The organism is Streptomyces sp. SLBN-31 (assembly GCF_006715395.1).
Taxonomy (GTDB): domain Bacteria; phylum Actinomycetota; class Actinomycetes; order Streptomycetales; family Streptomycetaceae; genus Streptomyces.
Genome location: NZ_VFNC01000002.1, coordinates 2,924,504 through 2,942,594, shown reverse-complemented (window position 1 = coordinate 2,942,594; position 18,091 = coordinate 2,924,504). Strand labels below are relative to the sequence as shown.

General features: G+C 70.6%; 15 protein-coding genes. 7 read left to right on the top strand and 8 right to left on the bottom strand.

What is annotated here, in order from left to right; genetic code table 11:
- Positions 1 to 2 precede the first annotated feature (2 nt).
- The 3 genes from FBY22_RS33435 to FBY22_RS33425 all read right to left on the bottom strand — a co-directional run bounded on the left by FBY22_RS33435 (position 3) and on the right by FBY22_RS33425 (position 5,557).
- Positions 3 to 2,969, bottom strand: coding sequence for a DEAD/DEAH box helicase (locus FBY22_RS33435; RefSeq protein ID WP_142151713.1), 2,967 nt, complete (start codon positions 2,967 to 2,969; stop codon positions 3 to 5).
- A gap of 8 nt (positions 2,970 to 2,977) precedes the next feature.
- A complete protein-coding gene (locus FBY22_RS33430) occupies positions 2,978 to 4,651 on the bottom strand; it encodes a hypothetical protein (protein ID WP_142151712.1) in 1,674 nt (557 codons plus the stop codon).
- Between the two features lie 90 nt (positions 4,652 to 4,741).
- Positions 4,742 to 5,557, bottom strand: coding sequence for a serine hydrolase (locus tag FBY22_RS33425; protein ID WP_142151711.1), 816 nt, complete (start codon positions 5,555 to 5,557; stop codon positions 4,742 to 4,744).
- A 222-nt stretch (positions 5,558 to 5,779) separates the two neighbouring features.
- Here FBY22_RS33425 and FBY22_RS33420 point away from each other — a divergent pair, with 222 nt between their 5' ends.
- The gene (locus tag FBY22_RS33420) at positions 5,780 to 6,250 is read left to right on the top strand and encodes a MerR family transcriptional regulator (RefSeq protein ID WP_142151710.1); all 471 of its coding nucleotides are present in this window, start codon (positions 5,780 to 5,782) and stop codon (positions 6,248 to 6,250) included.
- Entirely contained in the window at positions 6,247 to 7,263 is a 1,017-nt protein-coding gene (locus FBY22_RS33415; protein ID WP_142151709.1) for an aldo/keto reductase, read from the top strand. Before FBY22_RS33420 ends, FBY22_RS33415 begins: the two co-directional genes overlap by 4 nt.
- A 1-nt stretch (position 7,264) precedes the next feature.
- On the opposite strand, the gene FBY22_RS33410 is transcribed toward FBY22_RS33415, so the two are convergent.
- The 3 genes from FBY22_RS33410 to FBY22_RS33400 form a co-directional block, all read right to left on the bottom strand.
- Positions 7,265 to 8,128, bottom strand: coding sequence for a DUF4429 domain-containing protein (locus FBY22_RS33410; protein ID WP_142151708.1), 864 nt, complete (start codon positions 8,126 to 8,128; stop codon positions 7,265 to 7,267).
- 58 nt (positions 8,129 to 8,186) lie between these two features.
- Positions 8,187 to 9,404 (bottom strand): alpha/beta hydrolase, encoded by a 1,218-nt coding sequence (locus FBY22_RS33405; RefSeq protein WP_142151707.1) that lies wholly within the window; start codon positions 9,402 to 9,404, stop codon positions 8,187 to 8,189.
- A 91-nt stretch (positions 9,405 to 9,495) separates the two neighbouring features.
- Entirely contained in the window at positions 9,496 to 10,122 is a 627-nt protein-coding gene (locus tag FBY22_RS33400) for a TetR family transcriptional regulator (RefSeq protein ID WP_142151706.1), read from the bottom strand.
- A gap of 66 nt (positions 10,123 to 10,188) precedes the next feature.
- Between FBY22_RS33400 and FBY22_RS33395 the strand changes: the two genes are divergently transcribed.
- A complete protein-coding gene (locus FBY22_RS33395) occupies positions 10,189 to 11,808 on the top strand; it encodes an MFS transporter (RefSeq protein ID WP_142151705.1) in 1,620 nt (539 codons plus the stop codon).
- A gap of 251 nt (positions 11,809 to 12,059) precedes the next feature.
- Complete coding sequence (locus tag FBY22_RS33390) at positions 12,060 to 12,368, top strand: small hydrophobic protein (RefSeq protein ID WP_142152602.1); 309 nt, start codon at positions 12,060 to 12,062, stop codon at positions 12,366 to 12,368.
- A 66-nt stretch (positions 12,369 to 12,434) separates the two neighbouring features.
- Here FBY22_RS33390 and FBY22_RS33385 read toward each other — a convergent pair whose 3' ends face one another.
- Positions 12,435 to 13,172 (bottom strand): potassium channel family protein, encoded by a 738-nt coding sequence (locus FBY22_RS33385; protein ID WP_142151704.1) that lies wholly within the window; start codon positions 13,170 to 13,172, stop codon positions 12,435 to 12,437.
- Positions 13,173 to 13,247: 75 nt separating this feature from the next.
- The gene (gene aceE, locus FBY22_RS33380; protein ID WP_142151703.1) at positions 13,248 to 15,995 is read right to left on the bottom strand and encodes a pyruvate dehydrogenase (acetyl-transferring), homodimeric type; all 2,748 of its coding nucleotides are present in this window, start codon (positions 15,993 to 15,995) and stop codon (positions 13,248 to 13,250) included.
- 371 nt (positions 15,996 to 16,366) lie between these two features.
- Here aceE and FBY22_RS33375 point away from each other — a divergent pair, with 371 nt between their 5' ends.
- The 3 genes from FBY22_RS33375 to FBY22_RS33365 all read left to right on the top strand — a co-directional run bounded on the left by FBY22_RS33375 (position 16,367) and on the right by FBY22_RS33365 (position 18,058).
- Positions 16,367 to 16,798, top strand: coding sequence for a DUF3052 domain-containing protein (locus FBY22_RS33375; RefSeq protein ID WP_058925542.1), 432 nt, complete (start codon positions 16,367 to 16,369; stop codon positions 16,796 to 16,798).
- A 109-nt stretch (positions 16,799 to 16,907) separates the two neighbouring features.
- Positions 16,908 to 17,366 (top strand): peroxiredoxin, encoded by a 459-nt coding sequence (locus FBY22_RS33370; protein WP_142151702.1) that lies wholly within the window; start codon positions 16,908 to 16,910, stop codon positions 17,364 to 17,366.
- A 116-nt stretch (positions 17,367 to 17,482) separates the two neighbouring features.
- Positions 17,483 to 18,058, top strand: a complete 576-nt coding sequence (locus FBY22_RS33365) for a TerD family protein (RefSeq protein ID WP_142151701.1) — start codon at positions 17,483 to 17,485, stop codon at positions 18,056 to 18,058.
- The last annotated feature ends 33 nt before the right edge of the window (positions 18,059 to 18,091 follow it).

Genomic DNA, 18,091 nt, shown 5'->3' with positions numbered 1-18,091 from the left:
GCTCATGCTCCGTCCCCTCCGTGCGCCGCCAGCCGTCCCATCACGTCGTGGCTGGCCCGGATGTCACCGCAGCTCCTGAGATGCTCGTACAGGCCGTGCATCAGGGCGCGGAAGTCCGGGTCGTCGGCGCGCAGCAGCGTGCCCAGATCGCCCACCAGGACGAGCTGCCGCTGCGCGCGGGTGAAGGCGACGTTGGCGCGCCGCAGTTCCTTCAGAAAGCCGATGCGGCCCTCGGCGTTGCTGCGGGTGAAGCCGTAGAGGATGACCTCGCGCTCGCCGCCCTGGAAGGAGTCGACCGTGCCGACCGAGGCCTTGGCGCGCTGGGCGTCCCCGATCAGCTGGGACACCTCGGCCACCACCGCGGCGACCTGGGCGCGGTAGGGCACGATCACGGTCCAGTCGCCGCCGTGCCCGTGATAGAAGGCCGCCAGCCGCGCCAGCAGCCGTGCCTCGCAGCGGTTGGACACCCCGGCGCGGCCGAAGGACTCCTGGGCCCGCCGGCCCGAAGACTCCTCCCGTTCGCGGGCCGACAGGCCGCCGGTGTCCACGAAGGCGATCGGGCTGTCGAACAGGGGATCGTGGTGGACATGATCCTTCTCGGTGCGCAGCAGGTTGCCGTAGAACGTCGATGAGACGAAGCCGGCTATCTCGACGGGCATACGGCGCTGCACGCTCAGCTGGACGATGTGCGAGGCCGGCAGCCCGTCGACCAACCGCTCCAAGGCGCTTTTCGCCATCAGCCCGCGCAGCTCTGCCGAAGCGATGTCCTTGCCCCAGTCGGCGACTTCGCTGTCCAGGAACGGCGGTAGCTGCTTGTGGTCGCCGACGAGCACCCCGCGTCGCGCCCGGACCAGCGGCACGAGGGCGTCGGCGATGCCGATCTGGCCCGCCTCGTCGACGATGGCCAGGTCGAAGTCGACGCCGGACAGTTCCGGCCGTGAGGCCGTGCCGATGCAGGTTGCGCCCACGACATGGGCGTAGCGGATGAACTCCGGTACCAGCTGCTCCGGTTCGGCCGTGATGGCGGTACGCCACTCGGCGGCGAGCTGTCGGCGAGCGGTGAGCAGCGGCAGCCGTCGCTCCAGCCACCTGTTCAGCGCCCGCAGTTCGTCACGTTCCGGGGCGGGACTCGGAAGGGGCGGGCTGTCCAGATGGGCGACGGCGGCGACGGCGCGCTCGGCGGCGCGGCGTGCCCGCCCGAGGCAGTCTGTTCGGTCCTCGGCCGCCTGCTCCCGAATCCGCAGGGCGCGGCGCACGGCCGGGTCCTCTCGGGTGACCCGTTCCAGTTCCTGGCAGGCCTCGGCGGTCGCGGTGTCCGCGGCGGCGAGCGCGGAGCTCAGTTCGTCATCCCGGCCCCGCAGTTCGTCGAGCCGTCGCTGCCAACGCCGCGCCTGGCCGCGGAAGACCCGGCCGAGCACACGGCTGCCCGAACGCTCCTGTGCCTGGCGGCACTTGTCGGACGCCTGAGCGATGGCCTGCGCGATCTTCTCCCGTTCGCCCTGGTCGACCTCGCGCCGGACGCTCAGGCCGTCGAGGCGCTGCCGTGCCGGGCCGCCGGCGGCGCGGCGGGCCGTGTGCAGCTCGCTGGTCGCCGAGTCCACCGCAGCCGACAGCGTGCCAAGGCGGTCCAGCTCCCGTGTCAGCTCGACGGCCCAGGCGCCGGCGATGTCCAGATGCGCGAACCGCTCCTCGCGTAGCGCCATGGCGTTTTGTACGACTCCGGCGAGATCGTTGATCTGGCGGTCCAGCAGATAGGCCCGGCCGTCCTCGTGGACCTTGCCCTCGTTGCCCACGCGGACCACGACCAGGTCCTCGGGGAGCTTAGCCAGCACGTTGTCCACCGCACGGTTGGTGTGCGAGGTGATCAGCACGCGTCCGTTCGCGTCGTCGTTCGGGCGGCCGCCTGCCGGGCCGGTGGCACATGCGTGCGCGATCTGCGTGATGGTGCGGGTCTTGCCGGTACCGGGCGGGCCCAGGACCACGAGGACGTCGTCCGTGGCGAGGGCCTTGCGGAACGCCTCCAGCTGGTCGGCGTCCAGCGGCTCGGCGGGCGTCACGGGCGCGGGCCGGATCTCGCGCACCTGGTGTTCCACCAGGGCGGGCAGCAGCCGCGGGTTGCGGCTCTCCCGGGTCCTGAGCAGGGCCACCGCCTCGCGCTGCTTGTCGAAGACCACCGAAGTCGGCGTCACGGAGAGTTCGCCCTGCCGCGGAATGTCCGCCCAGGACACGGGCCGGTCGAAACGTACGGTGACGAGACCGCCGTCCGCGCGGGTGACCTGGCCCCGCATCTCGGCCATCCCGCGCACCTCCACGAAAGCGCCCTCCTGGGGCGCCTCGGCCACTGCGAGGCGGAATGCGTACGCGGCTCGCCTGGTGTGCCGCTGCCCGCCGGTGGCGGCGACCGAGGCGTACGGGTAGGGGCCGTCGCGGCGTTCCTCCCGGGTGGTGATGCGTTCGGTGGCGTCGACGAGTTGTCCGATCATGTCGAGGAAGCCGGACTGTGCCGTGTTCTGTACGGCGGCCTCCCGGTGTTCGGCGGGGACCGCGCCCAGGCGCTGCCAGGCCTGGCGAAGCCGGTCCCAGCCGGCCTCGGCACCTTGGGGTATTTCGCGCAGCTCCGGCACCAGGTGCCACCGGGGCGGCCGTACCAGCAGGCAGCGCCCGGCGAGTTCGTTGTGGTCGCGCAGTCGCACTGGGTTGACGCTCGCCAGGAAGTAGCCGGTTCCGCGATCCGTCGGATACAGCCGCAGCTTGTAGGCCGCCGTGTGCAGCAACAGGCTTGTGCCCCGGCCGCCCTCCTCGATCCGAGCGGGGACACCGCTGCCGAGGGCGCTGAGGTCGTGGGCGATCCGCGTCACCGAGGTCGGCAGTCCCGGGTGCAGCTGAGACTTGTCGCGCAGCTGTCTGTCCAGAGAGCCGCCGGGCACCAGCATCACGGGGCCGGGCAGGTCGACGGTGACGAAGGACACGGCGCCTCTCACTGCTCGTTCACGGCAAGGTTCGCGAGGCCGTCGCTCAAAGTACGCAGCCCGGTGGTCAGCTCGCGCGGAGTGGGGCGGTCGCGCGGGTCGGGGGCGAGCGCGTCTTCGACGATTTCGGCCCCGGGGAGCGGGCGAGGCAGCGCCCGGAGCGCCGACGGCATTCCCGGCACCGGCGGGACCCCGGCGAGCAGGCGGTGGACGATGGCGCCGAGCCGGTACACGTCCGTGGCCGTGCCGGCAACGTCCGAGCGGGAGCGCCGCAGTCGCTGCTCCGGGGCCTGGTACGGGCCGGGGGCCTCGCCCGGCACGGGCGCAGTCGCCGCCAGCCCGAGATCGCGCGGGAGCAATCGGCCGTCGTCGTCGACGACCAGCGAGGCCGGATGCAGCGCCCGATGCGCCCGCCCGCGTTCGTGCAGCCTGCCGAGGATCCCGGACGAGGTGGCCAAACCCCGCACCACACGGTGCGCTCGCCAGGCGTTGAGAGGTTCGGAGCCGTCCCCCAGGAGGACGGCGAGGGACTCGCACGGCGTTCCGGAGCGTCGGGACACCGGCCACGCCAAGGCCAGCGTTGCGGTGTCCCCGCGCCGCCCGTAATGCACAACGTCCTGTCCGCGGCCCAACCGTCGCAGCAGGTCGTGCTCGTCCGACAGTGCGCGCAGCGCCGCCCGCGCCACCGGGCCGTCGTACGCCGCCGTAACCTGCCGCAGCCAGACGAAACGCGGGGCGCGCCCCTGCCCGTCCAGCACATGGGCGAGTGCCTGCCGTCGCAGGACAGTGTGGTCGCGGGTCGAGGTCTCGGCCAGCAGGTCACCCGGGCCGTCGTACAACAAGCATTTCTCCCCGTCCACGCGGACGACGGCCCCGCCGCACCACTCCGCCGTGTCTGATCCGGCCGCGGCCGGACCCGAGGCCACTACGACGGCCGGCGCGTGCGGGGGTTCGCGGCGCGCTTGTGGCCGGGGGCGGGGGAGGGGCAGTTGCCGCAGGATGCGTAGGGCGACGTCGGCTGCGTGGCGGGCGGCCGTGGGCTGCGAGCCCGTCGCGTCCGCGACCGCTTTGCGGCCGTCGGCGAAGTCGCTGATGCCGCGGACTGCGAGCACCGGTATGGCGTTGAGGTGCGCGGCCTGCGCCATGCCCGCGCTCTCCATGTCGACGGCGACGGCGTCGTTGTAGTTGCGATCGATCAGGTCGGCGAGGGGGGACGCCCGGGAGTTCAGCACGACGTCGCCGGCGACCAGGGGCTTGAAGTGCACCGAAGGGTCGTCGCGGACGATCCGGCGCACCCGCTGCTCGACGTCGTGCCTCGGTTCCCAGGCGCGGGGGCGGGCGTGGAAGCCGTCGTCGCCCTCCTTGCCGCCGTGGTGCAGATAGATCTTGCTGGCCACCACGACGTCGCCCAGCGGGATGTCGTCGCGCAGGGAACCGGCGACCCCGACGAAGCACACCGCGGCGGCCTCGAAGTAGGCGATCGCCCTCTCGGTGTGTGCCGCGGCGCCGCTGTTGCCCTCCCCGATCTCGGCGAGCGCCACCTGCCACGGCAGTCCGGGCACCCGCCCCACGTCGAAGAGGGTGCCCTGAGGATGCGCGTCCTCGTGGACGTCCGACAGAAGGCGGCGTACGGCCTGGAATTCGCATGGCAGCGCCGTCAGAACGACGACCGTGGGTGGCACGTGACCCGTTCCCTCCCCCGACTGACAACTGTCCCCGCTCGCAGGGGAGTTAACTTTAGCGAGCGGGCCGCCGGGGTACGGCGAGGATGCTCAGATCTCGTCCAGCACCGCGTCGGTGAACGCGGGCCACGCCTCCACGGCCCACGGCCCGAAATTCCGGTCCGTCAGAGCGGCGCACGCCACCCCCGCGTCCGGGTCGATCCACAGGAACGTGCCCGACTGGCCGAAGTGGCCGAAGGTACGGGGGGAGGAGGAAGCGCCCGTCCAGTGCGGGGACTTGGAGTCGCGGATCTCGAAGCCTAGGCCCCAGTCGTTGGGGTTCTGGTGGCCGTAGCCCGGCAGGACACCCTTCGTCCCCGGGTACTGGACGGTCATCGCCTGCGCGACCGTGCGCGGGTCCAGCAGGCGCGGTGCCTGCACCTCCGCCGCGAACCGCAGCAGGTCGGCCATGGTCGAGACGCCGTCCTTCGCCGGGGAGCCGTCGAGCGTCGTCGACGTCATGCCCAGCGGCTCCAGCACCGCCTGCCGCAGGTACTCGCCGAACGGGATGTCCGTCGCCTTGGCGATGTGGTCGCCGAGCTGCTCGAAGCCGGCGTTGGAGTACAGCCGGCGCTCACCCGGCGGGGCCGTGACGCGGTGTTCGTCGAAGGCGAGCCCGGAGGTGTGCGCCAGCAGATGCCGCACCGTCGACCCCGCCGGCCCGGCCGGCTCGTCGAGCTCGACCGCCCCCTCCTCGTACGCGACGAGGGCGGCGTACGCCGCGAGCGGCTTGGTGACCGAGGCCAGCGGAAAGGGACGGTCGGCCGGCCCGTGGACCCCCAGGACCGTGCCGTCGGCCCGCACGACGCCCGCCGCAGCGGTGGAAACCGGCCAGTTCTCGATCAACGCGAGGCTCTGCAAGGACATGAAGCCGAGCCTAAGCCGCTCGGAGTCCGAGCATCATCCTGGGGTCCGGCTGGGCAGCCCCGGCAACTGCCCACCAACGCCCACCGTGCCGACGCGCCGGCCGCGAGGGAGCCGCAGGGGGCGCCCCCGGAGGCGACCGAGCCGCACAGTGGCGCAAGAGGCGCCGAATTCTTACCGGTTCCGCTTGCTTGGAGTGCACTCGAAGGCCATAGCGTTGTGGGCATGACGGTGATGGAGACCACCCCTACCAGGACCGACTACTGCGGAGCCCCGCCCCACCCGCACCGGCGCCCCGAAGGCCAGGACAGCTACACGATCAGCGAGGTCGTCGCCTTCACCGGGCTGACGGCGCACACCCTGCGCTGGTACGAGCGCATCGGTCTGATGCCGCACGTCGACCGCTCCCACACCGGCCAGCGCCGCTACAGCAACCGCGACCTCGACTGGCTCGACCTCGTCGGCAAGCTCCGGCTCACCGGCATGCCGGTCGCGGACATGGTGCGGTACGCGGAGCTGGTGCGCGAGGGCGACCACACCTTCGGCGAGCGGTTCGAACTGCTGGAGGCGACCCGCCGGGACGTGCTCGCCCGGATCGCGGAGCTGCAGGACACACTCGCGGTGCTCGACCGGAAGATCAGCTTCTACGCCGACGCCGGCCGCGCCCGCGCCTACGAGGGGGAGAAGGTCCGATGACGGACGGCAGGATCCCGACCGCACGGCTGGGTGCGACCGGCCCCGAGGCCGGCGTACAGGGCCTGGGCTGCATGGGCATGAGCTTCGCCTACGGCCCCGCCGACGCGAAGGAGTCGAGGGCCACCCTGGAGCGGGCGCTGGAGCTGGGCGTCACGCTGTTCGACACGGCGGACGCGTACGGCCGGGGCGAGAACGAGAGGTTCCTGTCCCCGTTCTTCAGGGCCAACCGGGACGCCGTCGTCATCGCGACCAAGTTCGCCCTGTCAATCCCGCCGGACGAACCCACCCGCCGGATCATCCGCAACGACCCGCCCTACATCCGCCAGGCCGTCGAGGCGAGCCTGAAGCGCCTGGACGTCGACGTCATCGACCTCTACTACATGCACCGGCGCGACGTGAACGTGCCGATCGAGGAGACCGTCGGCACCATGGCCGAGCTGGTCCGCGAGGGCAAGGTCAAGCACCTGGGGCTGAGCGAGGTCACGGCAGGCGAACTGCGCGCGGCCCAGGCCGTCCACCCGATCGCCGCCGTGCAGTCGGAGTGGTCGCTGTTCAGCCGGGACATCGAGGCCAACGTGGTGCCGGCCGCCCGAGAGCTGGGCGTCGCCCTGGTCCCGTACTCCCCGCTCGGCCGGGGCTTCCTCACCGGCTCCTTCACCAACGCCGACAAGGACCTCACCGCCGACGACGTCCGCCGCCAGCAGCCCCGCTTCACCGGCGAGAACGCGGCGGCGAACGTCGCCCTGCTGGAGCCCGTCCGCACGGTCGCCGAGGCGCACGGCGCCTCCCTCGGCCAGATCGCCCTGGCCTGGGTGCAGCAGCAGGCGTCGGTGCACGGCCTCCCGGTCGTCCCGATACCGGGCACCCGCAAACCGACGCGGGTGGAGGAGAACGTGCGGGCGGCCACGATCGAACTGACGAAGGACGAGCTGGCCGTCCTGGAGCCGATCGCAGGGCAGGTCGCGGGCGACCGGTACGCGGACATGACGTTCGCGTCCGCCGGCCGGGAGTGACTCAGAGCTCCGCGAGCAGCTCCGCCTTCTTCACCGAGAACTCCTCGTCCGTCACCAGCCCGGCCTGGTGCAACTCGCCCAGGTGACGGATGCGTTCGGCGATGTCGGCGGGATCCCGGCGCGGGGCGGCCACCGCGGGAACGACCGCGGGGGCCGCCCCGCGTTCCCGTACGGCCGCCAGCACGGCCGCCGCGAACGGCAGCGACTCGTGGACGGGACCGTACCCGAGCCCGAACACCACGGACGCCGGATCCTGGTCGGCTTGCGCCGGCGTCCCCGCCCCGGCGCGCCGCAGCAGCCGCAGATGCCCTTCGAACACCTCCGGCGAGCGCCACTCCACCCCGCTGAGCTCGTCCACGGCGAAGACCTGGTCGCCGGCCTTCCACTTCGCCGACGACGCCCCGGTCCAGAACCAGCGGAAGCTCACCGTCCTGCCGTCGAAGGACGCCTTCGCGTCGTACGCCTTGAACTGGCGCGGCGCCTCGGGCGCGGCCACCAGATGACGCTCAACCGGACCAGCGCCGCCCAGCAGCGGCCGCAGCTCGTCGACGTAGTACTCGGCCAGCGTCTCCCGCTCGGCGGGCAGCACCAGCCGGTACGGGTCGCACGTCTCCTTCAGCTGCCCGGCCGCCGCATCCAGCAGCGGATCGGCGCCCTCGCGCAGCTCGGCCCGCACCACCACGGTCCCGCGCCGGCCCGGCGCCAGCGTCACGCCCGCGATCGCCTCGAGCGGAACCCGGCGTTCCCCGAGCGCCTGGAAGAGCTTGGGTGTCCGAATCCCCCGTTCGTAGCGGATGAGCACGGAGTCGGACTCGAACTCCCAGGCGGCATGAAATCCGGCCAGTACGTCACCCATGCGGCTCATCGTATGCGTGGTCAGCTCCTTCGTCGCCACCCCGCGCAGACCGTGGTTTCTGCGCCCTCTACGCGCGTCCGGCCGTCGCCGTACCGGACAAACCCGCGCTGCACACGCCGTCTTCGCGTGCGCAGACCACCGACCGGTACGCGCCAACCCCGATCTCCGCGAAGTTCAGCAGGCTCGCGGTGCCGGGCTCGAAGTACCCGGCGTGGCCCTTGGCGCCCTCTGCCGACAGCACCCGCGCGCCGAAGGCGGCCGACACCGGATCGGCGCCGTGCCCGAGCCCGCCGAGCTGGAGGTAGGGCACGTCCTGGATCCAGTCCGTGGTGTCCCGCATCGCCCACACCGTGGCGGAGGTGTGCAGGCCCGCCGCCCTCTCGACGCGCATGCCGGGGCTGGCGGCGGCGACGATGTCGGACACCCGGCGCGGCAGCGCGTGCGCGGCGACCCCGCAGACGACCGAGCCGTAGCTGTGGCAGAACAGGGCGACCCGCGTCCTGCCGGGCAGCGCCCCCAGCAGGGCGTTCAGCCGTACCGCGCCGTCCCTCGCGCGTGTCCCCGTCGCCGAGTCGATGCCGAGCCCGGCCGGTGCCGTGTAGTCGGCCCAGGCGATCACGGCCGTACGCGTCGTCGGGCTGGCGTCCCGCTCGGCCGCGTACAGCGACTTGGCCATGCCGACCGGCGCGGAGTACGGGCGGTAGGTCTTCTGGAAGGTGAGCAGGTCGGTGTCGACGCCGGGGACGATCACCGAGACCCGCCGGGCCCGCGTCAGGTTCCCGAACACCTCGGCGACCCGGCCGCTGCCGTCGGGGTCGAAGGCGAGGATGTGCCGGCCGCGCTGGAGCAGCGACTCGTAGCGGTGCATACGGCGGCCCGCTTCCTGCTGCCCGGCGGGCGAGAGACGGCTGTCGTGCATGCGTCGCATCTCGACCTTGCGCTGGGAGTCCAGCGCGAGACGGTTGGCGCGGTAGCGCAGGGCGACGGGGGCGCCGTTCATGTTGCCGACCGCGAGCGGGTAGCGGCGGGCGAGCAGCGCGCGTTCCTGTGCGGTGAGCGAGGCGAAGAAGCGGGCCAGGCGCGTGGGGGAGGCGTCCGCGTCCGGCAGGCCGTGGCCGTGTATCCGGCCGTGCTCCCACGAGGACAGCGAGGCCTGGAGCGGGGTCTTCGCGCCGTGGCTGCGCAGGGCGGTCCAGCCGGTGGTCGCCAGCATCACGAAGACGACGGCCAGCGCGAGCAGTGCGCGCCAGACGTTCAGTTGCGGGGAGGTGTCGAAGGAAGTCACTGGGAGGACACACTAGGAGAACGAGGGGGTCTCGCGTGAGCCGAGTGACAGGTATCACGTTTCGATAAACGTGGCGGTGCCGTGGTGTGTCTCAGCGTGTCCGCCAGTTCTCCGTGAGTGCGGGTCCCACCTGTTCGAGGTGCGAGATCGTCAACGCGCGCATGGCCTCCAGGCTGAAGTCCTCGCCCGTGCTCCACTGCCGCTCGGTCACCCGCATCACCCCGCCGAACACCGCCACCGCCAGCCGCGGCCGCGGATCGGCGTCCACGTCCAGGCCCTCGCGCTCGGCCAGCACCCGCGCCATGGCCTCCTCGATCTCCATGTTGCGCCGCAGATGGGCGGCGAGCAGGACCGGGGTCGACTCGATCACCCGGTACATGCGCAGGTACAGCTCGACGGGTACGACGGCCTCGATCACCTCGTTCAGGGTCTGCCAGCCCTCCAGGACCGCCTGCTTGAGCGCCTCCATCGGCGCTTCCGCGGCCGGCCGCTCGCGCACCGCCTCCACGAACCGGGCCACCACCAGCTCCTGCAGGGCGAGGGCGGCCTCCTCCTTGCCCGCGTAGTAGCGGAAGAAGGTGCGCTGGGAGACGTCGACGGCCTCGGCGATGTCGTCGACGGTCGTCCGCTCGTAGCCGCGTGTGGTGAACAGTTCGACGGCGGCCCGCAGCAGCGCGTCCCTGGTGCGCTGTTTCTTGCGCTCGCGGAGTGTCTCCATACGCGTCAGTTACCGACTTGTGAACTGGTTTGTCAATTGTCAGCGGCTGACACTAGATTCGAACGCATGACTAGTCAGACCATCGGCACGACGGGGTCGGGGGGCCAGGCGCCACAAGCCCCGTCGGAGGGGACGCCGCGGTCCTCGGGGCTCCGCGGCCACCCCTGGTTCACCCTGATCACCGTGGCCGTCGGCGTCATGATGGTGGCCCTGGACGGCACCATCGTGGCCATCGCCAACCCGGCCATCCAGAAGGACCTCAAGGCGAGCTTCGCCGACGTCCAGTGGATCACCAACGGCTACTTCCTGGCCCTCGCGGTCTCCCTGATCACCGCGGGCAAGCTCGGCGACCGCTTCGGCCACCGGCAGACCTTCCTGATCGGCGTGACCGGCTTCGCCGCCGCCTCGGGCGCCATCGGCCTGTCGAACAGCATCGCCGCGGTCGTCACCTTCCGCGTCTTCCAGGGCCTGTTCGGCGCCCTGCTGATGCCGGCCGCGCTGGGCCTGCTGCGGGCGACCTTCCCGGCCGAGAAGCTGAACATGGCGATCGGCATCTGGGGCATGGTCATCGGCGCCTCCACTGCGGGCGGCCCGATCCTCGGCGGTGTCCTCGTCGAGCACGTCAACTGGCAGTCGGTGTTCTTCATCAACGTGCCGGTCGGCGCGATCGCCCTGGTCCTGGGCCTGCTGATCCTGCTCGACCACCGCGCCGAGAACGCCCCGCGCTCCTTCGACCTGCTGGGCATCGGCCTGCTGTCGGCCGCCATGTTCTGCCTGGTCTGGGCCCTGATCAAGGCGCCGAGCTGGGGCTGGGGCGACGGCAGGACGTGGACCTTCATAGCCGCGTCGGTCCTCGGCTTCGCCCTCTTCTCCTTCTGGGAGACGAAGGTCAAGGAGCCGCTGATCCCGCTCGGCCTGTTCCGCTCGATCCCGCTGTCCGCGGGCGTGGTCCTCATGGTCCTGATGGCCATCGCGTTCATGGGCGGCCTGTTCTTCGTGACGTTCTACCTGCAGAACGTGCACGGGATGAGCCCCATCGACGCCGGTCTGCACCTGCTGCCGCTCACCGGCATGATGATCGTCGGCTCGCCGCTCGCGGGCTTCGCGATCACCAGGCTCGGCCCGCGCGTCCCGCTGGCCGGCGGCATGATCGCGACCGCGGTCGCCATGTACGGCATGTCGACGCTCGAGGTGGACACCGGCAGCGGCGTGATGTCGATCTGGTTCGGCCTGCTCGGCCTCGGCCTCGCGCCGGTCATGGTGGGCGCCACCGAGGTCATCGTCGGCAACGCCCCCATGGAGCTGTCCGGCGTCGCCGGCGGGCTGCAGCAGGCGGCGATGCAGATCGGCGGCAGCCTCGGTACGGCGGTGCTGGGCGCGGTCATGGCCTCCAAGGTCGACAACGACCTCGCGGTCAACTGGAAGGGCGCCGGCCTGCCGCCGCTCACCCCGGCCCAGCTGCACCAGGCCTCGGAGGCGGTCCAGGTCGGCGTCGCCCCTGTCGCCAAGGGCACTCCGGCGCCGATCGTCGCGAAGATCACGGACGTCGCGCACGACACGTTCATCTCGGGCATGAGCCTGGCCTCGCTGGTGGCCTGCGGGGTCGCGGCCGTGGCCGTCCTCGTCGCCCTGCTCACCAAGCGCGGCGAGAACGCGGAGGCGGGCGCGGGCGTCGGCCACATCTGAGCAGCCGGAGACCTGACGCGACTTCAACGGACTTCCCCTATCAGGGTGAAGACGCTAAAGATCCCTCCCCTTCGGCGCGCGCCGCAGGTCACAGTGGGTCAAGCCCTCCGCAAGGGGGCGACCGGTGCTGCGGCGCGCTGCCGGAGGGGGACAGCGCGCCGACAGACCGGTGACACGGCCGGTGATTAGGAGCCGCACCGGGGGTACCCGCTTGCTTGAACCCCGAACAGACCCCGGGGTTCAGGGAGTTGATGATGGCGGGCTTCGGACATGGAACGCGCAGGTACCCCCGCTCACGTGGCCGGACGTGGTCACGGACCGGGCCGGATCGCGCGACGCTCGGAATCATCGGAGTCATCTGCGCGGTCGCCGGGTTCTTCGTGCTGGGGATCATCCTCGGACCCGTCGCGGTCGTCTGTGGTTGGCTTGCCATGGGCCGCAGCTGGGCGGGCAGTCGTCCGGTGCCGGCCCTGGTCGCCTTCGTACTGGGCGCCATCGACACGCTCTTGGCCATCGTCTGGTTGGCGGGAGCGGCGACCCCGGGCAACGGTCTGTTCTGACCCGGGGCGAGTGAGGGAGGGACCCCCGGTTTGATGGGCCGGGGGTCCACCCACGCCCCGGCGGCCTCACAGCCTGTCGGAGACCTCTTTCAGGGCCGCCACCTCGGCTCTGAGGGCTCGGACCTCCTCCGTAAGGGCCTGGATGGCTGCCGTCTGGCGTTGTTCCTCCGCGTCGTCCTTCTCGAAGCGGGCCAGGAACCAGGCGGCGATGTTCGCGGTGACCACACCCAGCAGGGCGATGCCGGACAGCATCAGGCCGACGGCGATCATGCGGCCCAGCCCGGTGGTCGGAGCGTGGTCGCCGTACCCGACGGTCGTCATGGTCGTGAACGACCACCACAGCGCGTCACCCAGCGTCCGGATGTTCCCGTCCGGCGAGTCGCGCTCGACCGACAGCACGGCCAGCGAGCCGAACATCAAAAGGCCGACGACCGCCCCGCCGACGTACGTCGTCAGCCGGATCTGGTTGGCCATCCGGGCCCGACGGCCCACCAGCAGCAGCGTCGCGACCATGCGCAACAGCCGCAGTGGCTGCAGGATCGGCAGCACGACCGCGCACAGGTCCAGCCAGTGCCGGCGCACGAACCGGCCACGGTGCTCGGCGAGCGCCAGTCGTGCCAGGTAGTCCGCGGCGAACGTCCCCCACACCACCCACTCGATCACGGTGCACCACTGCGTCAGCGTGTGGCCCGCCGAGTGATCCACGATCGGCACGGCGTACGCGACGGCGAACAGCACGGTCAGCGCCAGCAGCGGCCGCTGCGTCCGGTGTTCCCAGCGCGCCTGCGCCGTTTGTCGCTCCATGCCCGCATCGTAGGGAAACGGTGAGGGGCGACGGGACCACAGCCCGCCGCCCCTCACCGCTCGACACCGCGCGAGCTACGCGTCGCCGCCCGCGACCCCCGGGTCCGCCGCCGACGCGTCCAGCAGCTGGTACCGGTCGATCGCCTGCTTCAGCACCGACCGGTCGACCTTGCCCTCCTTGGCCAGCTCGGTCAGCACCGCCACCACGATCGACTGCGCGTCGATGTGGAAGAACCGCCGCGCCGCACCCCGCGTGTCCGCGAAGCCGAAGCCGTCCGCACCCAGCGACTGGTACGTCCCCGGCACCCACCGAGCGATCTGGTCCGGCACCGACCGCATCCAGTCGGACACCGCCACGAACGGCCCCTGCGCCCCCGACAGCTTGCGCGTCACGTACGGCACCCGCTGCTCCTCCTCGGGGTGCAGCAGGTTGTGCTCCTCGCACTCCACGGCCTCGCGCCGCAGCTCGTTCCAGGAGGTCGCCGACCAGACGGCCGCCTTGACGTTCCACTCCTCGGCGAGGATCCGCTGCGCCTCCACCGCCCACGGCACCGCCACACCGGACGCCATGATCTGCGCGGGGATCGACCCGGAGGCGCCCTCGGAGAGGCGGTGGACGCCCTTGAGGATGCCCTCGACGTCCACGTCCGCCGGCTCGGCGGGGTGCTGGATGGGCTCGTTGTAGACGGTCAGGTAGTAGAAGACGTCCTCGCCGTGCGGGTGCTCCTCGTCGCCGCCGTACATCCGCCGCAGACCGTCCTGCACGATGTACGCGATCTCGTACGAGTACGCCGGGTCGTAGGCGACACAGCCCGGGTTGGTCGAGGCGAGCAGCTGCGAGTGGCCGTCGGCGTGCTGCAGCCCCTCACCGGTCAGCGTCGTACGCCCGGCGGTCGCACCCAGTACGAAACCGCGCGCCAGCTGGTCGGACATCTGCCAGAACTGGTCACCCGTGCGCTGGAAACCGAACATCGAGTAGAAGACGTAGACCGGGATGAGTGGTTCGCCGTGCGTGGCGTACGCCGAGCCCGCGGCGATGAGCGAGGCCGTGCAACCCGCCTCGGAGATGCCGTCGTGCAGCATCTGCCCGGTCGGCGACTCCTTGTACGCGAGCAGCAGGTCCCGGTCCACGGCCTCGTACTGCTGGCCGAGCGGGTTGTAGATCTTCGCGCTCGGGAAGAACGAGTCCATGCCGAAGGTGCGGTACTCGTCCGGCGCGATCAGCACGAACCGCTTGCCGAACTCCTTGTCCCGCATGAGGTCCTTGAGCAGGCGGACGAAGGCCATGGTCGTCGCGATCGACTGCTGACCGGAGCCCTTCTTCACGGTCGCGTACGTCTTGTCGTCCGGCAGCGGCAGCGGCTTGGAGCGCACGACACGCGTCGGGACGTACCCCCCGCACTGCTTGCGCTGGTCGTGCATGTACTGGATCTCTTCGGAGTTCCGGCCCGGGTGGTAGTACGGCGGCAGCCCGGACTCCAGTTCCTTGTCGGAGATCGGCAGGTGCAGCCGGTCCCGGAAGCGCTTGAGGTCGTCGACCGTCAGCTTCTTCATCTGGTGCGTGGCGTTGCGGCCCTCGAAGTTCGGGCCCAGCGTCCAGCCCTTGATCGTCTTGGCCAGGATCACCGTCGGCTGGCCCTTGTGCGCCTTGGCCGCCGAGAATGCCGCGAAGATCTTCTTGTGGTCGTGACCGCCGCGGCCCAGGTGCAGGATCTGGTCGTCGGTCATGTGCTCGACCATCGCGCGCAGCCGCTGGTCGTCGCCGAAGAAGTGCTCGCGGATGTACGCGCCGGACTCGGTGGCGTACGTCTGGAACTGGCCGTCAGGCGTGGTGTTCATCCGGTTGACCAGGATGCCGTCGCGGTCCTGGGCGAGCAGCGGATCCCAGGAGCGGTCCCAGATCAGCTTGATCACGTTCCAGCCGGCGCCCCGGAAGACCGACTCCAGCTCCTGGATGATCTTGCCGTTGCCGCGGACCGGGCCGTCGAGGCGCTGCAGGTTGCAGTTGACGACGAAGGTCAGGTTGTCCAGGCCCTCGCGGGCGGCGATGGACAGCTGGCCCAGCGACTCCGGCTCGTCCATCTCGCCGTCGCCGAGGAACGCCCACACGTGCGACTTCGAGGTGTCGGCGATCCCGCGCGCCTGCATGTAGCGGTTCATCCGCGCCTGGTAGATCGCGCCGATCGGGCCGAGGCCCATCGAGACGGTCGGGAACTCCCAGAAGTCCGGCATCGACCGCGGGTGCGGGTACGAGGACAGCCCGTGCGGCGCCTTCGACTTCTCCTGGCGGAAGCCGTCCAGCTGCTCCTCTGTCAGCCGGTCGAGCAGGTACGCGCGCGCGTAGATGCCGGGCGAGGCGTGCCCCTGGAAGAAGACCTGGTCGCCGCCGAGGCCGTCGTCCTTGCCGCGGAAGAAGTGGTTGAAGCCGACGTCGTAGAGGGACGCCGAGGAGGCGAAGGTGGCGATGTGACCGCCGACCCCGATGCCGGGACGCTGGGCGCGGGAGACCATCACCGCGGCGTTCCAGCGCGTGGCGTTGAGGACCTTGCGCTCGATCTCCTCGTTGCCCGGGAAGAACGGCTCGCTCTTGGTGGGGATCGTGTTGACGTAGTCCGTGCTGCGCATCTCCGGCACGGCCACGCGCTTCTCGCGGGCCCGCTCGATCAGCCGCAGCATCAGATAGCGGGCCCGCTCCCGGCCCCGCTCGTCGACGGCGGCGTCGAGGGAGTCGAGCCACTCCTGGGTTTCCTCGGGGTCGAAGTCAGGAACCTGACTCGGAAGGCCGCCAATGATGATCGGGTTGCGATCGGATCCGGAAGCCACGCTGTTCCTTACCTGTCAGAGGGCTGTTTTGAGCTGCTTTTCGGTATGCCTGCACCGTTCCCCATCGTGGACCTCGGGAAAGCAAACGTCATCTCTACTGTGGGGTAACCGGGGCACCCGCCGATTCGGCCGGGTTCCCAATGCCGCAAAGGGGGCACAAAGGTGTGGTGTAGGTCACTCGGGGCGTGGGCGGCGTGCGCGGAGTTGGGGTGACACGGCCAGGAACGTCACCGTTTCGGCGGTCTGAACGGCCGGGTACTTGCGCGATCCGTCCCGCCCGTGTGGACTACGGCCAACGCTTCGCGCACGCGCGTGGCTGAACTCCCCCCGAGGGGGGACCCCCGTTCCAAGACATGATCAGGAGGCAACCCGTGAGCGCGACCGCGGACCACGCGGAGACGAGCCCTGCCGTAAGGCTGGGGTTCCAGCCCGAGCAGGTGGTCCAGGAGATCGGCTACGACGACGACGTAGACCAGGAACTCCGCGAGTCCATCGAGGAAGTCATCGGCAGCGACCTGGTGGACGAGGACTACGACGACGTCGCCGATGCCGTGGTGCTCTGGTTCCGCGACGAGGACGGCGACCTGACGGATGCGCTGGTGGACGCCACCACGTACATCGAAGAAGGCGGCTCGATCCTGCTCCTCACGCCGAAGACCGGCCGTGACGGCTACGTGGAGCCGAGCGACATCTCCGAAGCCGCGACGACGGCGGGGCTGTCCGCCTCCAAGAGCGTCAGCGTGGGCAAGGACTGGAGTGGCAGCCGGCTGGTGACGCCCAAGGCCGCCAAGTCCAAGAAGTAGTAGCCCCATCGGGACGGGCCGGGACTCCTCGGCCCGTCCATCGGCCCTTTCCGGGCGCTGCGTAGGGTGGGAGCCACCCGAACAGCCCTACGGAAAGGGACGTACTTCGATGGCGATCCAGGTCGGCGACAAGGCCCCTGACTTCGAGCTCAAGGACAACCACGGCCGCGCCGTGAAGCTCTCCGACTTCCGCGGCGAGAAGAACGTGGTCCTGCTCTTCTACCCCTTCGCCTTCACCGGTGTGTGCACCGGGGAGCTGTGCGAGGTGCGCGACAACCTGCCGAAGTTCGAGGACCGCGACACGCAGGTGCTCGCCGTCTCCAACGACTCCATCCACACCCTGCGCGTCTTCGCCGAGCAGGAGGGCCTCGAGTACCCGCTGCTGAGCGACTTCTGGCCGCACGGCGAGGTCTCCCGTGCCTACGGCGTCTTCGCCGAGGACAAGGGCTGCGCGGTGCGCGGCACCTTCGTCATCGACAAGGAGGGCGTCGTGCGCTGGACCGTCGTCAACGCCCTGCCGGACGCCCGCGACCTCGCCGAGTACGTGAAGGCGCTCGACACCCTGTGATTCTCAGGTCCCAGGGCCTGCGTGGGACGGGAACCCGTCACTAGGATCGATTCGTTGATCCGATGTCATACGACGCACGGCGGGGCTCCCCGCCCCTGGACACCAATGGAGGACTCGTGGGAGTCAGCCTCAGCAAGGGCGGCAACGTATCGCTGACCAAGGAGGCCCCGGGCCTGACCGCGGTCATCGTCGGACTGGGGTGGGACGTCCGCACCACGACCGGCACGGACTTCGACCTCGACGCCAGCGCACTGCTGCTGAACAACTCCGGCAAGGTCGGCAACGACCAGAACTTCGTCTTCTTCAACAACCTCAAGAGCCCCGACGGCTCGGTGGAGCACACCGGCGACAACCTCACCGGTGAGGGCGAGGGCGACGACGAGCAGATCAAGGTCAACCTCGCGGGCGTCCCCGCGGACGTCGACAAGATCGTCTTCCCGGTCTCGATCTACGACGCCGAGAACCGCCAGCAGTCCTTCGGCCAGGTCCGCAACGCGTTCATCCGCGTCATCAACCAGGCCGGTGGACAGGAGATCGCCCGGTACGACCTCAGCGAGGACGCCTCCACGGAGACCGCCATGGTCTTCGGCGAGTTGTACCGCAACGGCGCGGAGTGGAAGTTCCGCGCCATCGGCCAGGGCTACGCCTCGGGCCTGCGGGGTATCGCGCAGGACTTCGGCGTCAACGTCTGAGCGACGCCTCGACGGCTCTCACCCGCCGGCGCC

Coding starts and splice junctions, on each gene's coding strand:
- FBY22_RS33425 (WP_142151711.1), bottom strand. CDS start 5,557: ATGTCCTTGCAGAGCCTCGCGTTGATCGAGAACTGGCCGGTTTCCACC.
- FBY22_RS33390 (WP_142152602.1), top strand. CDS start 12,060: ATGATGGCGGGCTTCGGACATGGAACGCGCAGGTACCCCCGCTCACGT.
- FBY22_RS33400 (WP_142151706.1), bottom strand. CDS start 10,122: ATGGAGACACTCCGCGAGCGCAAGAAACAGCGCACCAGGGACGCGCTG.
- FBY22_RS33395 (WP_142151705.1), top strand. CDS start 10,189: ATGACTAGTCAGACCATCGGCACGACGGGGTCGGGGGGCCAGGCGCCA.
- FBY22_RS33385 (WP_142151704.1), bottom strand. CDS start 13,172: ATGGAGCGACAAACGGCGCAGGCGCGCTGGGAACACCGGACGCAGCGG.
- FBY22_RS33415 (WP_142151709.1), top strand. CDS start 6,247: ATGACGGACGGCAGGATCCCGACCGCACGGCTGGGTGCGACCGGCCCC.
- FBY22_RS33370 (WP_142151702.1), top strand. CDS start 16,908: ATGGCGATCCAGGTCGGCGACAAGGCCCCTGACTTCGAGCTCAAGGAC.
- FBY22_RS33420 (WP_142151710.1), top strand. CDS start 5,780: ATGACGGTGATGGAGACCACCCCTACCAGGACCGACTACTGCGGAGCC.
- FBY22_RS33410 (WP_142151708.1), bottom strand. CDS start 8,128: ATGAGCCGCATGGGTGACGTACTGGCCGGATTTCATGCCGCCTGGGAG.